We start from the raw sequence: 15,871 nt of genomic DNA on the forward strand, positions 1-15,871 counted from the left end.
CCTTAATTCGTGATTTTTGCCCGTTTTTTAATCATTTGTTTTTCATGGGCTGTGTTGTGCGCAAAGAAACGGTCCTCTTCGACTTCATCAGATTGCTTCACGCCGCCTTGGATGGTTGTGGAGGAAACCTTTCTTAACCCGGTTTGGTCCTTTTGATAAACGAATGAAGCCCTTGTTGAAACGGCTGCGCCAGGCTCTGTCACAAACGGCATCACCCGATAATCGGCTTTCCACTGGTGAGGCGTCACAGTACAGCGGACATATCCGCGATAGTCATTAAAGAACTTGATATGCGGATTTTCTTTTAAAATTTTGTCTGTGTCCGCCCGCTTATCCGCGCCGTTTCCTCCAGAAGTGATCGAGGTTCCGACAAATTCAGCCCCGAAAATGTTTGAACTTGTTTTCTCAAAGTCGACATGCAAATTCGATGCCCAGCTTGCGTGTACATCACCTGTCAGCACAACAACATTATTCAGGTTTTTGCTTTTAATAAAATTGATAACCCGCTCGCGCTGGGCAGGGTAGCCGTCCCACGAATCCATGCTGTAGATTGGGCTTGCGCTTGTCCCAAAATTCCACTTCGCAAAGAAAATCTGCTGCGCCAGCACATTCCAGTGCGCGGTCGAGCTGCTCAAATTGTTGAAGAGCCACTGCTCCTGTTCTTTTCCTAAAAGGGTCCGATTCGGATTGCGCGATTCATCAGAAGGCGGCTTATTGCCGTCGTTATTGGCTTGGTCATCCCTGTACTGGCGGGTATCAAGAACATTGAAGGACGCCAGGTTTCCGTACGTAAAGTGACGGTACAGCTGCATATCAGGGCCATTCGGCAGAGAGGAGATGCGAAGCGGCATATGTTCATAGTACGCCTGATACGCAGCCGCACGGCGGAGTACGAATGCTTCAACCGACTGTCCTTTTTCCGGTATTTTATTGGCATAGTTATTTTCGACTTCGTGGTCATCCCACGTCACAACCCAAGGGAACGCCGCATGCGCAGCTTTTAAATTAGCATCAGAGCGGTATTGGGCATGGCGGTTCCGATAGTCTTCCAGCGTAATGATTTCCGCGCTGTTGTGCGTGCGGACATTGCCTGTTTTTGAAACATATTCATTTGGGCCATATTCATAGATGTAATCACCGAGATGGAAGACAAGATCAAGCTTTTCCTTCGCCATATGCTTGTAGGCCGTATAATATCCATGCTCATATTGCTGACAGGAAGCGAACGCAAAAGTCATCTGCGGCACATTGGCGCCCGGGGCAGGCAGCGTTTTTGTTTTTCCGACAGGGCTTAGTTCATGTCCGGTTTTGAAACGGTAATAGTACACTTTGTTCGGCTCAAGCCCGTCCGCCTCAACGTGAACAGAGTGGGCGAGGTTCGGTTTGGCCATCTCGGTGCCCTTTCTCACAATCTTGCGGAAATGTTCATCCTTTGCAACCTCCCATTTGACCGGGACCGCCTGTTTCGGCATTCCCCCGCCGTTCAGCGGATCTGGCGCAAGACGCGTCCAGAGCACGACACTGTCAGAAAGCGGATCTCCAGACGCGACCCCTAATGTAAACGGATAGCTAGAGAACCTAGGCGCAGCATTGACTTCAAATGCACCGATTGACTGAGCGATGGTTAATCCAAGCGAAAGCCCTGCAATCTTCCCCGCACCTTGAATAAATTTGCGGCGGTCAAACGTATTGTTTTGAAAGCTTTCCTCTTTCAGTTTCTGTACCCATTCATCAAAACGATTGTCGTGTGCCATTCAAGATCCCCTCTCTTCTCATTGATCGCCTCCATTATAGGAGATCATTGTTAAACGGCTGTGAAGAAGTATGAACCGATTGTAAGCGTTGAACATCAAAAACAGGTCTTCGCTCACAAACCTGCTGCTGATTCGTATCGAAAGCTGGCTTAATGGCGCTTTTTCCGCTTATCCTGTCGATTGCAAGCCGCCCATTCGAACTATTTTTCTTCACAGGATCTTAAAAAAACAAAAACACCGAGCCATTTCGCAGAATGACTCAGTGCCGTATCAGTTATTTTGAAAACAATCTGCTGAAAAAACCCTTCTTTTTCGGCTTTTCAGCAGGAGGCTCTTGTTCTCTTACAATGCCTTTTTGCCTCGCTTCTTTCAGCCAAAATGGAAATTCAGTAAGCAGAGCATCATAAAGCTCATCATCAGAAATGCGGTCGATTTCTTCAATACGCAGGAAATTCGTATTATCAACAGCGCGTCCTTCTAACGTATCCAGTTTATTGAGAAAATCAAAGTTTCCGTTTCCAATGCCGACAAACTGCCAAAACACCGGCTTGTCAGAAGAGGCTGCAATAATTGGTTTGATCGACTTTTTACAACCTCCGTCATTAATAAAAACGACGAAAGCGGGATAAGAACTCGGTTCCTCTGCAACGTATTTGCGCAGCACGTCCTTCATGACCGGCGGCTCATCATTTCTGCCGAATTTATGCAAGCGGTCATTATGTAAAATTTCACGATCGACATAGCCTGAAAAATCCTTTTCAGAAACTGGCTTTAATCGGGAGAATTCGTTATCATACACCCATACATCCAGTAAGCCGTTATCATCAAATTGATCGGCCACTGCCAATATCCGTTCCACCACGTTTTGAACCGTTCCGTTTTTATAGAGCGCTCTCATGGACCCCGTGATATCAAGCACCAGTCCGACACGGGCCGTCACCTTCGTTAATTGCTTTTTCTCCAGTACGATCTTTACGCTTTTCTTTTGCAGGTCTATTGTTGCCATTCTGTCATCTCCGTTTTTACTTTCATTATCTCACAGGAATATTTTCCATTGTATATTTTTCAAATAAAAGACACCGTTCGATTTGAACGGCGCCCTGTCTCTAAAATGTGTTATATACATTTTCACACGTTTCCCCAGTCGGCTGATAAAAGCAGTGTGACTTGTATCTGGCTACAAATGGTTGATTATACCACTGGGGCGGACAGTCCCCCTCCGGTCTGAAGTACCACAAACTAAATTTTGCAGGCCAGATCCTTTCGCCATTAATCGACCGGCGTGCAAGGCTTTTCTCGCTCTCCCGTGCCCTTTGATAAAAATATCCATGCGTCACCGCCTCAAATGCGTGCGGCTGAAAAATCATCTGCCTGATGGTGCGGAGGCCTTTAAAATCTGAGCAATTTGCCCGCAGCCGATTAATTCCCACATTGCCGACAAGCAGCATTCCCTGCTTGCCTTCGCCTTCCGCTTCAGCTCTGAGCAGCCTTGCCAGCAAATCGATATCCTCGCTCGTTGCTCTTACGACCGCCATCACGTCACCTCCCCTTGATCTCCTTTCATCATATTTCATGACTTCAAAAGTGATGACGGAGGGACAGGAGAAGTTTGTAAATTTATTCATTCGGATTCGCGACAAAGCCTAAAAACAAAAGACTTGTTGTTTGTTCATCAGTAATGGCAAAGAAAAATGGGCGGTCGGCCCTCAAGGTAACGTCTGGGGCCAGTCCCCTCTCAATAACTTCCACTGAAGAGGCAGCCGCGGCTTCGGTTCCTGATTCATCCACCTTGATAAAAGTATGGTGATTCACATCATCAATTGTTACCCCGCGGCCTTCAGTAAACATGTTGGAAAAGTCAGCAGCGGAAAAGACGGATTCCATCCCCATCTCGCGAAGAGCCTGTTTTACCTGATAACTCCCATTCAATGTGAACCGGGGCATACTCAATTTCACTGCTTTGGGCTGAAATGAATTGTCCCATTCTTTTACACTTTGATTTGAAAATAGAGACATGAAAGAAGCCGTTTTTTTCTTTGGCAGAAATAAAGTGAAAGATAGGTGTTGATCTTCATATGGAAGCTTGACTGCTTGAAACAGTTCATTTTCTAAGTAAGCAAGGCGCGCAGTCTGCTTCATCATCAGCAGTTTTTTGCTCGAGCCGTCAGGCAGAAAAAACAGCTCCTCAGCGGTCACGTGCCGGTCAAACGGCAGCGACCACTTTTCTTGAAAATAGACGGCGTTTATCAAAAGCGAAACAGCCTCCGGTGAAAGACGATCCGCTATATCGTCAATATGTCCCTTTGTTTGGTGAGCCGTCCACTGATTGATCGAGTTTTTTGCGGTGTGAATATTATCAGCCATTTTAAAGACACTGCCTGAGTAGAATTGTTTAATCGTTTGTTTAAAGTCTGGCTTAGCTTCAAGCCTTGACCATATGGCATTAGCAGTCAGCAGATCACCTTTAGGCAAAGATTCGAACCTTTTCAAGAGCGCAAACGATGACTCATTTATAACGCTGTCTTGAATGTCCGACAAGTATAGGGCAGCTTTCATTTCTTTTGCTGTATCTCCAGCCGCTCCATTTGCTGTCATTATCAGCACCTGCTGTAAGCTGTATGGAGAAATCAGCAGATTATCCATTAACCTGCCATGGTCTGACATATTTCTGAACAAATCGAATCCGAATGAACGCTCTGCTTCAACAAAACCCTCATGAATATCGTAAGCTTTGTTTTTAGAAGAAGCAGGCAGCCGAGATGATTGAGCAGATGATGCGGGTTCTTCAGCAGACTTGCACCCGCCTCCGAAAAACATACACGTCAGCAAAATGGTCATCACTTTTCCCTTCATAAAAACATTCACTCCCTTATATGGACTGTAAAACGCAATTTATGGTTTAACTTTCTGCATTTGAGGAATCATACATAACAAAATCAAAATATAGAAGGAGGTCTTTTGGAATGACACATGTGAAAGCACTCGCGATTAAAGGTATTATGACAATCATTGTGTTGTATCTCGTGCTGGGTCTGGGTTTTGGTTACACGTTTGGTGATACGCTCTTAATAACACTTGTGTTAGGGATTATTTCTTATTTGCTGGGCGATCTTTATATCTTGCCGAGATGGAATAATATGATTGCAACGTTAGCTGATTTTGGTCTGGCTTTTCTCGTCATTTGGCTGATGGGCATGCCGCTCTCTATGGGTATGACTGGCGGTGAAGTTGCATTGGCGGCTTTATTTGCCGCGGTCGCTATGGCAATCGGTGAATATTGCTTCCATTTCTATATGATGAGCAAAGAGATTGGCAAGAAGCATTATCTTGAAACAAGAACAGATTCATAATCGAAAGGCCGGTGCTGATAGCATAGCACCGGCCTTAGATTGTTGACAAAGACATAAAACGGTTTTTGTTTTATGTCTTTGTCATCTATCAGCGTGATTGAAAACCCTTGAAGTCTAGGAAGGACGAGCATCGGAGCACAGCGAATGTAGGAATTCGTGAGCACCGACGCGCAGGCCTGACAACGAATGCGAGGGTTTGTCGACACGCTGAGGCCGGTGCTGATAGCATCGGCCTTTTATAAGGGGCGCCTTTGTTTACGCATCCTGCTTGTCTGCGTTCCTGATTGCCATGTAGGAAAAAAACAAACCGAAAGCTGCCAAAGATAATGGGATATACACAACAGACGAAATGGAGAAGCCCGGACTTGTTGAACTGATGAGCATCACAATCACTACAGATGAAATGTTTGTTCTTTCGTAAACACTTTTTTAGGATTTGCCGCAAATAGGCACAGCAGCTGCCATTCTGTTGACGTTAGCTGAAGCGGCTGCCCATTTTTCAAAACTGAGACATTGTCTGTATCGATCGCAAGCTGGTGAATCCGGATCATCTTATTCTGAGCCGGTTCCTCCGTCGAATATTGCGTCGCCCGCCGTATCGCAGCCTTTATTCTGGCTGTCAGCTCAATCATCGAAAACGGTTTGGCGATATAATCATCCGCCCCAAACCCCAGTCCCAATGCTTTGTCCACCTCTCCGTCTTTTGCAGAAATCATCAACACCGGAATGTTGCTTTTTTCCCGAATGATTTTCAGAAAATCCATGCCGTTCAGCTTCGGGAGCATGATATCAAGGAGAATCAAATCATATGAGTCCTGGCGAAACAGCCGGATGCCTTCTTCTCCGTCGAAAGCATGCACCATCTCAAAGCCTTCTTTTGTTAAATAATGATCCACCATTTCACTGATGGAATGGTCGTCCTCCACAAGCAATATGCGCTGCATCTTCTCACCTAACCTTTGCAAAATCAAAAAACACACACGTGATTACACATATTGTAATGGAAAAACGTGTGTGTTTTGCAAAAATTATTAACTTTTCCTTTTTTTCTATATCCCATACCTGTTATGAAAATGAAGACTTGCTCGAAACCAATGCCTTGAATAAGTGAAGCCTGTCATCGAGATGTCAAGGCAGGCTCTCCCACTGTTATGCCGGCGGCTTGCTGTGTTCCGATTTCGTTTTTAGCCCATCATGGACCCCTTCGCTATTTTTATCCCAGTCACCATTTTTTACATTATTCCACTTTTAAAAAATGAATTAAGTCACTGGAGCAGGGTTAAACAAGCACAAATCATTATGAAGGCTCCAACGGTCCGCCCACGTTTGTTTACGGCCGCTAGCCACCTCCAGAATCGTTCTGAAGATTTCCCAGCCTACGTCTTCAATACTGGCCTCTCCTGTCGCGATTCGTCCGGCATTGATATCGATTAAATCCGCCCAATGCTCTGATAATGAATGCCGCGTCGATACTTTCAGCACCGGAGCAGCGGCCAGGCCGTACGGTGTTCCTCTTCCTGTCGTAAAAACCTGCAGATTCATGCCTGCCGCCAGCTGGAGGGTACCGCACACGAAATCGCTTGCCGGTGTCGCCGCGAACAGCAGGCCTTTTTGCTCCGCCTTTTCACCTGGTCCGAGCACGCCGGAGATGGAGCTTGTGCCCGATTTGGCTACCGAGCCTAACGCTTTTTCCACCACATTGGATAACCCGCCTTTTTTATTGCCTGGTGACGGGTTTGCGCTTCGATCTGCGTCTCCCCGCCGGAGATAGCTGTCATACCACTTCATCTCTTTGATCAGCGATTGTCCGACCTCTTCGCTGACCGCCCGCGGCGTTAACAAATGAATGGCATCCCGCACCTCTGTCACCTCAGAAAATAAGACCGTCGCACCTGCTCGAACCAATAAATCAGCCGCATACCCTACGGCAGGGTTCGCTGTCACGCCTGAAAACGCGTCACTGCCGCCGCATTGCAGGCCAATGACCAAATCAGAAGCAGGACAGGTCACACGGGTTCTGCTGTTCAGCCTGATTAACCGTTCCTCCGCCATATCCAAAATGGATTGAATCATTGCCGCAAAACCTTGGTGATCTTGGAGTGAGAGGATGTCATCAGGATTCTCAGAAGCGATTCTTGCCGGGAGAAGCTTTTCACATCCTAATCCGATGACCATCACTTCGCCACCGAAGTTCGGATGCTTCGCCAGATTTTGAATTGTGCGGATCGGAATGACAGCACCGGGCGCATTGATCGCCACGCCGCATCCGTATTGATGATGCAGCGGCACAACATCATCGACGTTTGGATAGTTCGGCAGCAGCTCTTCTTTGATCCGTTTAACCGCATAATCCAAAACACCAACCACACATTGAACACTTGTGGTGATACCGAGAATATTTTTCGTCCCGGCACTGCCGTCTGCATTTCGATACCCTTCAAACGTGTAGCCTTCAAGTGACGGCAGCGGCTTCGGCACTCTGTTTGCGAGAGGAAGTTCATCTAAAGCCGGAGGAGCGGGCATTCTTACGAGGGCTTCCCTTATCCAGCTCCCGCGTTTGATCGTCTCATCGGCAAATCCGATTACCTCCCCGTAACGCACGATCTCATCTCCATGATTCAGGTCGGTTAAGGCCACCTTATGGCCTTGAGGGACATCTTCTTCAAGTACGAGCCCGCATGAAAAAACAGTGCCCTTTGGCAGTCCTCCATCATTGACAATAATCGCCGTGTTATCTGTTTCATTCACTTTGATGTAAAGGGGCGCTTGATTCTGTCTGAGGTTCATCACCATATGAAATCACTCCTCATATCATAGTAAGCGTTTTCTAAACCGGTTCAAAAAAACCGCAGCTTTTTCGGTTCAACTGCGGCTGTCTCTACAATTATTTCTCATTCATGCCTTTCAAAATTTTGTCACGGACAAATTTCAGATGCTCATACATGTGGTAATGCGCTTTGTAAGGGTCTCTTTCAGCAAGTGCATCGTAGATTTTTTTGTGATAATCGACCGTTACATCTCTCTCCCTGTAAGGAATTTGGCTGTCAATTTTCGCGTGGGTGATCAAGAGGGACTGAATCATCCCTTCAACAACGGGGTTATTGGCACTTAATGCAATAATTCGATGGAATTCTTTATCTGCTTCACCATAAAGATTGTCAGTGCTGTTGGCGATGTCGTCGATTGTCTTCTGCAAACGCTGAAGCTCATCCTCATTGATTTTTTCGGCGGCAATCGTCACGAGCCCGAGTTCTAACGCCATCCGTGCTTCAATGATAGCCGGAAGATTATCAGTGGCCAAGGCAAGCATGACGGAAAATGGCTGCATGCCAATTTTGTCGTTGAAATACGTGCCGCCGCGGGTTTTTCTCGTAATGACGCCCAACGTTTCAAGTGAACTTAGCGCCTCCCGAAGCACCGGCCTGCTGACATGCAAAATGTCCATCAGTTCCATTTCTGTCGGCAATTTGTCTCCTGCCTTTAACTGTCCGCTCGATAATAAATGGACAATCCGTTCAATGACCTGCTTGGCTAATGTTTTCCGATTGACTGTATCGACTTTCAGATCTTCTAAACCTTCGTACACGAACAACTCTCCCTTCAGTTGTTCAATTGTAAGACAAAATAGCCGGTATGACAATATTTGCAATCAAACTTATCGCACAAGACACGGGCGTTTCCGATCGAACTCCCAGTTGCTGATCAGATACTGCATAGGGATCGCATCATTCCGGGCGCCTAAATTCATTTTTCGATAGAGCTCATGCGCTTTTTCCACTTGTTCCATATCAATGTCAACACCAAGACCGGGCTTATTCGGCACCTTCACACAGCCATCGGCAATCTCAAAAGGCTGTCTCGTCAACCGCTGCCCGTCCTGCCAGATCCAATGGGTATCAATCGCCGTGATGCGTCCCGGAGCTGCTGCTGCCACATGGGTAAACATCGCAAGGGAAATATCAAAGTGGTTGTTGGAGTGGGAGCCCCATGTCAAACCCCAATCATGGCACATTTGCGCAACCCGCACCGAACCCTGCATCGTCCAGAAATGGGGATCAGCCAACGGAATATTCACCGCGTGAAGCTGGATCGCGTGACCCATTTCCCTCCAGTCGGTCGCAATCATATTTGTCGCAGTTGGAAGGCCTGTCGCTCGGCGGAATTCAGCCATTACTTCTCGGGCGGAATAGCCGTTTTCATCCCCGCACGGATCTTCCGCATACGCGAGCACATCATGCTTGCCTTTGCATAATGCAATCGCATCCTCTAATGACCACGCCCCGTTCGGATCAAGGGTGATCCTTGACTCTGGAAAACGTTTCGCCAATGCGGTGACAGCTTCGATTTCTTCCTCCCCCCGCAGCACCCCGCCTTTCAGCTTAAAATCCTGAAAGCCGTAGCGCTCCTGCGCGGATTCAGCAAGACGTACAATGGCCTCTGGGGTCAGCGCTTCCTCATGGCGGAGACGGAACCACCCGCAATCTGACTGCTCATCGCTTTGATATGGCAGGGTCGTCCGCTTTCGATCGCCGATGTAAAAGAGGTAGCCGAGCATTTTCACTTCATCACGCTGTTTTCCTTCACCCAGCAAAGCCGCGACCGGTTCCTGAAGAAACGTTCCGAGCAAATCTAATAAAGCCGCTTCCAGCGCTGTGACGGCATGTACCGTGGTGCGCAAATCAAACGTCTGGATGCCGCGTCCTCCTCTGTCCTGGTCGGCAAACTGCTTTCTGACCGTTTGCAATATCGACTGGTACGCGCCAATGGATTTTCCGACAACAAGCGGCTCCGCCAGCTCCAGTGTGCGGCGAATCTGTTCTCCGCCGGGCACCTCGCCGACACCTTGATTTCCGCTGGTGTCAGTTAAGATCACAATATTTCGGGTGAAAAATGGGCTATGCGCGCCGCTCAAATTCAGCAGCATACTGTCATGTCCCGCAACAGGGATCACCTTCATCTCACAAATTGAAGGAATATTCGATCTCTTTTCTTTTTGAACCTGCTCTTGTAGTGATGAACTCATCTATTTTCCTCCTTTTATAAAGCGCTTTCATAAATGTTAGATAGGCAATGATTGATCGGGGCCCTGCTCTTGTTTCTTTAACACGACCCGTTTGATTGGCCCGACCAGCAGCAAATAGCTAAGGATCGCCGCAACCGCATTCGCGCCGACAAACACGAGCGCGCCATTAAAAGATCCTGTGGCACTTACGATGTAGCCGATGATAATCGGTGTTGTAATCGAGGCAATATTCCCAAACGTGTTGAACAAACCGCCGCTTAATCCTGCACACTCTTTCGGAGACGTGTCCGACACGACAGCCCACCCCAATGCGCCGAACCCTTTTCCGAAAAACGCAAGTGACATAATGACGACGACGAGCCACGCTGAATCTGTATAGTTACAGATGATCATACTGCAAGACAGCAGCATGCCGACAATGATCGGCGCTTTTCTTGCAAAGGTCAGCGAACGGCCTTTTTTGAGTAAGATGTCTGACACGATGCCCCCAAGCACGCCGCCGGCAAATCCGCACAGCGCCGGAAGAGAAGCGACAAACCCAGCTTCAAGAATAGACATGCCGCGGGCCTGAACCAAATATACCGGAAACCATGTGAGAAAGAAATAGGTGAGAGTCGTAATGCAATATTGCGCGATGTATACGCCAATCAGCATGCGGTTCGTTAACAGCTGTTTGATATACGGCCATTTCGATTCTGTTTCTTGCTTGCTTTTGCTGTCATCCATGGAAATCAACCCGCCGCCCTGTTCGATATACGTAAGCTCGGCTTCATTCACCTGCGGATGTTTTTTCGGTTCATATACCGTTTTTAGCCAGACGACAGCTAGAAGAATGCCCGCTGCACCCATGACAACAAAGACGGAATGCCAGCCGAAAGAGTGGGTGAGCCAGCCCATTAAAGGAGAAAAAATGACGATTGCGAAGTATTGAGCTGAATTAAAAAAGGCTGAAGCTGTCCCGCGCTCGGAGCTTGGGAACCATGAGGCAACAACTCTGCCGTTTCCGGGAAATGAGGGCGCTTCGGACAAGCCGACCAGAAAACGCAGGGCAAACAGCAGGATAATCGCTGTGCCGGCGGAGAAAAAACCAATCGCTCCTTGCAGCAGCGTAAAAAACGACCAGAAAAAGATGCTTAACGCTATGACAGTCTTTGAACCAAACCGGTCAAGCAGCCAGCCGCCCGGAAGCTGCCCGATAACATAGGCCCAGCCAAAAGCAGAAAAGACATATCCCATGGCGACCGAGTCCAACCCCAAATCATGCTGGACGGAATCTCCCGTGATAGAAAGTGTCGCCCGATCCGCGTAGTTGATTGAAGTCACAAGAAACAGCATAAAAACGATGAACCAGCGTACAGACGTTTTTTTGCCCGCCGGTGAAACATTCGCATAGTCTTTTTTCATAGTATCTTCTCCTTTTCAAAGTAGAGAATCATATGCTGGCTGTGAGAAAGCTGGGAAAGAGACGTTAGCCTCTTTCCAGCATCATTACGGCTTCACAAAAACGGTTTTGATTGCCGTGAAAAAGTCCTTCGCTGCCTCACCCTGTTCGCGGGAGTGGGAGCTCGACTGTTTCATGCCGCCAAAAGGCGCCTGAAGCTCTACTCCCGCGCTTTCCGCATTGACTCGGACAAGCCCGGCGTCAATTTCATCAACGAATGATAGCATTCGGCCGATATTTCTCGTGAAAATGGATGCGCTTAAGCCGAACTTCACATCATTGGCAATGTCCAGTGCCTCCCCCATCGTGTCCACCTTGATCAGGGCAATCACTGGGCCGAAGATTTCCTCTTGGGCAATCGTCATCTCAGATGTCACATTGTCAAAAATGGCAGGCTGAACATAATAGCCGTTTTGATACTTTCCGTCCTCCAGCTTTTCTCCTCCGATCAAAAGAGTAGCGCCTTCCTGTTTGCCTTTCTCAATGTACGACAGGCAGTTATCAAGCTGATTCTTGCTGGCGATCGGTCCCATCCAGACATCCTCTTGTAAGCTGTCTCCGATCGTAATATCCTTTGTGCGCTGGAACAGTTTTTCTTTAAAACGGTCGTAAATTCCGCTTTGCACGATGACGCGGCTTGTCGCAGTGCACTTCTGGCCGGTTGAACGGAAGGCACCCGTAACGACAGCTTCAGCCGCAGCTTCCAGATCAGCGTCATTAGCTACGATGACCGGGTTTTTGCCGCCCATTTCAAGCTGATATTTGGCTCCTCTCGCTAAAGCGGCCTGCCCGATGATTTTTCCGACCTGATTTGATCCGGTAAACGTAATAGCGTTAACACCGTCATGCTCAGCAAGCCCCTGCCCGACAACAGAACCCGGGCCTGTTATCAAATTGATGACCCCTGCCGGCAGCCCCGCTTCTTCAAAGCAGGCAATCATTTTCGCGCAAGTAACGGCTGTTTCTGTCGCCGGTTTGATGACAACGGTATTGCCGTATACCAATGCCGGGGCCATTTTCCAAATCGGAATCGCGACCGGGAAGTTCCACGGAGAAATCACGCCGACCACACCGAGCGGAACACGGGTTGTGAACATGAGCGCGTCTTTGTCAGTAGACGGAATGACGTCACCCGTTTTGCGCATGCCCTCTCCGGCATAATAGCGCAGAATCGCAATACCCCGAGCCGTTTCTCCTTTCGCTTCCGGCAGTGTTTTTCCCATTTCACGCGTTGCGCAGGCGGCGATTTCCTCCAAGCGCTGTTCCATGATATCCGCCGTTTTGTATAAGTATTGGCCCCGCTCGGCCCCCGTCAGCTTTCTCCAAGCCCTTTTGGCTTTATTGGCGGCGGCGACTGCCCGTTCCACATCATCAGCTGTTGAATTCTGTACATAGCCGACAATATCATTCACATCCGCAGGGTTTTCAACCTTGACCATATCGCCTGACTCAGACTTCACCCACTCTCCGTTAATAAAGTTGAGATACGTGTTTTGTTCCGTGATTACAGACATGCCCATTGCCCCTTTCATGTTTTTTCTGTTCATCAAACCGTCGCGGCTTTTTTCGGAAAACGGTCAGCCGCCTGCTTCAAAATCGCCTCTAATTGCCGATAGTGCTCTTTTTCAACCGGGCCGACAGGCGGTCTGGCTGTGTTTCTCACATTTAACCCCATAATCTCCATGCCCGCTTTAATCAAAGATACAGCGTATCCTTTTCGTTGTTTGCGAATGTCGTTGATCGGCAGAATCACATGCTGATAGAGCTCCTTCACCAGCTCGTCATTTCCGTTTTTCAATGCGTCATAGAACATCCGGGAAATATGCGGGATATAATTTGAAATCGCTGAAGAGTAAGAGTGAAACCCGATCGGCAGGTAAGCCGGCATCGTCACTTCAGCCATCGGCATTCCATTGAGCCATCCTAAACGGTCGCCGAGTGTATAGACGAGGTTAATATTCAAATCCATATTCCCCACCCCGTCCTTCACACCGACAAGCTGTTCACATTCGGTCAGCCGCTTAATCTGTTCAAGAGAAAGAACGGCGTTATCGCGCTGGTAAAGAATCGCATTCAGGTCAGTGCTTTCAATAATCGTTTTCGCATACTGGTACAGCCCCTCCTGTTCGCCATGCACCAAATACGGCGGGAGGATCAAGTAGCCGTCGGCGCCTTTTTTCTCCGACAGGCGCGCCCATTCCAGCGCCGTGCTGAGGTTACCGCCAACCCCCGTGTAAACCGGCACCTTTCCTTCGGCTGCCGAGACTGCAACTTCGACCATTTGCTCGTATTCCTTCTGGCTGAGAGATTGAAATTCACCTGATCCGCAAGCGATAAAAATAGCTTCCAAGCCTTCTTCCAGCAAAAACTCAATGTTTTGAAAAAGAGCTTCTTCCTCCAGTTGTCCTTGTGTGTTAAAAGGCGCAACCGGAAAACCTAAAATGCCAGTGGGTGCTTTTCTGATTCGGTTCATCCACATAACCTCCTGTTAGTTGTGTATACAGCTCCTATCTGAAAGCGCTTTTATTGTTAGTTTGGTTTCACACCCGCTCCTTCCTCTATCCTTTTGTTTAATTGTAAGACAAATAAACAATAAGTCAATATCTTTATTTTCTGATATTTTCCAAAAAATCCGCAAAACGCTGTCCGGCCAGTATTTCTACACAGCAAAAAAACAGCCAGGACGGCTGTTTTTGTTTATATAGGTCTCTGTTTCCTTGTGTCGTGCAAAAGCTTCGCTTCCAAAAAGAACACGTGAATGAATTTTTTCATATTGACTCTCACAGGGGCGAGAGGCTCGTAACTAAGCGGAAACTATTATGATGTCGAAACCAATATCAGTTTTTTAAACAAAAGTGCTGGGGATGATTGTATGTGGCTGTGTTGCCAAAGTCCAGCTCGTCTGGGATCTGGTTTGATGGCCGTCGTGAATTTAACAGCAATTTTCTTACTGTCAAAGGTCGTTTTTGCGGCGCTGCACGACTATACACGCCAGAAAAAAGCGGGCAAAGACCCAGCCTTTTATAAAAATGTGCTTAAAAACCACAATGGCATTGAATGCTGGCCGATTTCTGACACACAGACTGACGCGCACAACAAACAAATATCGTAAAAAAAGGATGTTCAGATAGACGGGCTGAACACCTTTCCCTTTTCGTTTATTGACAAACACGCAAGCCTCCATTACGATTTTCATATCTTTTTTAAAAAATCTGAAAGAAGGCATCGGTACATTCTATGAATCCTATCCAACACATACTAGATACATACCCGCTTATTGTGCTAGACGGCGCCATGGCGACTGAGCTTGAACGCAAAGGCTGTGATTTGAACGACAGTCTCTGGTCAGCCAAAATCCTGATGGAAGAGCCGGAGCTGATCAAACAAGTGCATACTGATTATTTCGCGGCAGGCGCCGACTGTGCGATCACCGCCAGCTATCAATCTACGTTTGAAGGCTTTGCCGCACGCGGGCTGAGCGAAGCCGAAGCACGCCGTCTGATCGAGATGTCCGTCAGCATCGCAGCAGAAGCACGTGATGAATTTTGGGCGTTTGAAGAAAACCGCCTGAATCGTCCGAAACCGATCATCGCAGCTTCTGTAGGCCCTTATGGCGCCTATCTTGCGGACGGTTCTGAGTATCGTGGCCACTACGGAATCTCAGAGGATGAACTTGTTGAATTCCATCGCCCCCGCATGAAGGCGCTGATCGAAGCCGGAGCTGATGTTTTGGCATGCGAAACGATCCCGTGTCTGAGCGAAGCAAAAGCGATTGCGCGGCTGCTGAAGGAATTTCCCGAAGCGTATGCGTGGATCAGCTTCAGCGCAAAAGACAGCCAGCATATCAGTGACGGAACACCTGCCGCTGACTGCGCGTCATGGCTTGATGAGCACCGCCAAATTGCGGCGTTCGGCATCAACTGCACGCCGCTTCAGCATATCCCTTTTTTAATAGAGGAGTTAAAAAAGCACTCATCAAAACCGATCATTGTCTACCCGAATTCAGGCGAGCAATACGACCCCAAGACAAAAACGTGGAACGGCGCAGGATGCGCAGAACCTTACGGAACAAGCGCCCGCACGTGGCATGAAAAAGGGGCGAAGCTGATAGGAGGCTGCTGCCGGACAACACCAGAAGATATCAAAGAAATTGCGTCTTGGGCGCGCTCTTTAAAAACAACTTGACTTATCGGAATTGTTTGTATATTCTATCTAAAAGCCGGTTCGCCGGAATCTCGTGTCACTCGCTGACATGAGATTTTTTATTAGGAAGGAAATAAATCGCCGATAGAAAGTTGGAAAA

12 protein-coding genes and 6 pseudogenes are annotated in these 15,871 nt (G+C 47.9%); 4 read left to right on the forward strand and 14 right to left on the reverse strand.

Translation table 11 applies throughout. The features are described from left to right. Nucleotides 1-2: 2 nt before the first annotated feature. The 5 genes and pseudogenes from phoD to BV11031_RS17105 all read right to left on the reverse strand — a co-directional run bounded on the left by phoD (nucleotide 3) and on the right by BV11031_RS17105 (nucleotide 4,607). Entirely contained in the window at nucleotides 3-1,754 is a 1,752-nt protein-coding gene (phoD, locus tag BV11031_RS17085) for an alkaline phosphatase PhoD (RefSeq protein ID WP_010331406.1), read from the reverse strand. Between the two features lie 18 nt (nucleotides 1,755-1,772). Continuing rightward, nucleotides 1,773-1,949, reverse strand: a pseudogene (locus tag BV11031_RS17090) (hypothetical protein). A 79-nt stretch (nucleotides 1,950-2,028) separates the two neighbouring features. Beyond that, on the reverse strand, nucleotides 2,029-2,760 hold the full coding sequence (locus BV11031_RS17095) for a vWA domain-containing protein (protein WP_010331408.1): 732 nt from the start codon (nucleotides 2,758-2,760) through the stop codon (nucleotides 2,029-2,031). 100 nt (nucleotides 2,761-2,860) lie between these two features. After that, the gene (locus tag BV11031_RS17100) at nucleotides 2,861-3,289 is read right to left on the reverse strand and encodes a cell wall hydrolase (RefSeq protein WP_010331409.1); all 429 of its coding nucleotides are present in this window, start codon (nucleotides 3,287-3,289) and stop codon (nucleotides 2,861-2,863) included. A gap of 82 nt (nucleotides 3,290-3,371) precedes the next feature. Continuing rightward, nucleotides 3,372-4,607, reverse strand: coding sequence for a serpin family protein (locus BV11031_RS17105; RefSeq protein ID WP_010331410.1), 1,236 nt, complete (start codon nucleotides 4,605-4,607; stop codon nucleotides 3,372-3,374). A 110-nt stretch (nucleotides 4,608-4,717) separates the two neighbouring features. On the opposite strand from BV11031_RS17105, the gene BV11031_RS17110 reads away from it, so the two are divergent. Together BV11031_RS17110 and BV11031_RS23045 are read left to right on the forward strand one after the other, a co-directional pair. Beyond that, nucleotides 4,718-5,104, forward strand: a complete 387-nt coding sequence (locus BV11031_RS17110) for a DUF2512 family protein (RefSeq protein WP_010331411.1) — start codon at nucleotides 4,718-4,720, stop codon at nucleotides 5,102-5,104. A 203-nt stretch (nucleotides 5,105-5,307) separates the two neighbouring features. Beyond that, nucleotides 5,308-5,399, forward strand: a pseudogene (locus BV11031_RS23045) (hypothetical protein); the annotation flags it as partial. On the opposite strand, the pseudogene BV11031_RS17115 reads toward BV11031_RS23045, so the two are convergent. The 9 genes and pseudogenes from BV11031_RS17115 to BV11031_RS17155 form a co-directional block, all read right to left on the reverse strand. Further along, nucleotides 5,360-5,515 (reverse strand): annotated as a pseudogene (locus BV11031_RS17115) (ABC transporter permease); the annotation flags it as partial. The pseudogenes BV11031_RS23045 and BV11031_RS17115 sit on opposite strands and share 40 nt — an antisense overlap. Beyond that, nucleotides 5,506-6,036 (reverse strand): annotated as a pseudogene (locus tag BV11031_RS17120) (response regulator transcription factor); the annotation flags it as partial. The pseudogenes BV11031_RS17120 and BV11031_RS17115, both read right to left, overlap by 10 nt. A gap of 328 nt (nucleotides 6,037-6,364) precedes the next feature. Then, the gene (gene garD / locus BV11031_RS17125) at nucleotides 6,365-7,897 is read right to left on the reverse strand and encodes a galactarate dehydratase (RefSeq protein WP_026014589.1); all 1,533 of its coding nucleotides are present in this window, start codon (nucleotides 7,895-7,897) and stop codon (nucleotides 6,365-6,367) included. A gap of 91 nt (nucleotides 7,898-7,988) precedes the next feature. Continuing rightward, nucleotides 7,989-8,690 carry a FadR/GntR family transcriptional regulator gene (locus tag BV11031_RS17130; RefSeq protein WP_010331416.1) on the reverse strand — a complete coding sequence of 234 codons (702 nt, stop codon included), beginning with the start codon at nucleotides 8,688-8,690 and terminating at the stop codon, nucleotides 7,989-7,991. Nucleotides 8,691-8,759: 69 nt separating this feature from the next. Beyond that, nucleotides 8,760-10,127, reverse strand: a complete 1,368-nt coding sequence (gudD, locus tag BV11031_RS17135) for a glucarate dehydratase (RefSeq protein ID WP_010331417.1) — start codon at nucleotides 10,125-10,127, stop codon at nucleotides 8,760-8,762. A gap of 36 nt (nucleotides 10,128-10,163) precedes the next feature. Then, nucleotides 10,164-11,531: a glucarate transporter GudP gene (gene gudP, locus BV11031_RS17140; RefSeq protein WP_010331418.1), complete on the reverse strand. Its 1,368-nt coding sequence runs from the start codon at nucleotides 11,529-11,531 to the stop codon at nucleotides 10,164-10,166. 84 nt (nucleotides 11,532-11,615) lie between these two features. After that, entirely contained in the window at nucleotides 11,616-13,082 is a 1,467-nt protein-coding gene (gene gucD / locus BV11031_RS17145; protein WP_010331419.1) for an alpha-ketoglutaric semialdehyde dehydrogenase GucD, read from the reverse strand. Between the two features lie 32 nt (nucleotides 13,083-13,114). Then, a complete protein-coding gene (kdgD, locus tag BV11031_RS17150) occupies nucleotides 13,115-14,041 on the reverse strand; it encodes a 5-dehydro-4-deoxyglucarate dehydratase (RefSeq protein WP_010331420.1) in 927 nt (308 codons plus the stop codon). Nucleotides 14,042-14,265: 224 nt separating this feature from the next. Continuing rightward, nucleotides 14,266-14,367: pseudogene (locus BV11031_RS17155) on the reverse strand (transcriptional regulator); the annotation flags it as partial. Between the two features lie 4 nt (nucleotides 14,368-14,371). Here BV11031_RS17155 and BV11031_RS17160 point away from each other — a divergent pair. Continuing rightward, a pseudogene (locus BV11031_RS17160) lies at nucleotides 14,372-14,680 on the forward strand (alanine:cation symporter family protein); the annotation flags it as partial. Between the two features lie 125 nt (nucleotides 14,681-14,805). Next, nucleotides 14,806-15,753, forward strand: coding sequence for a homocysteine S-methyltransferase (mmuM, locus tag BV11031_RS17170; RefSeq protein ID WP_010331422.1), 948 nt, complete (start codon nucleotides 14,806-14,808; stop codon nucleotides 15,751-15,753). Nucleotides 15,754-15,871: the final 118 nt, after the last annotated feature.

This window comes from Bacillus vallismortis (assembly GCF_004116955.1).
GTDB classification, from domain to species: domain Bacteria; phylum Bacillota; class Bacilli; order Bacillales; family Bacillaceae; genus Bacillus; species Bacillus vallismortis.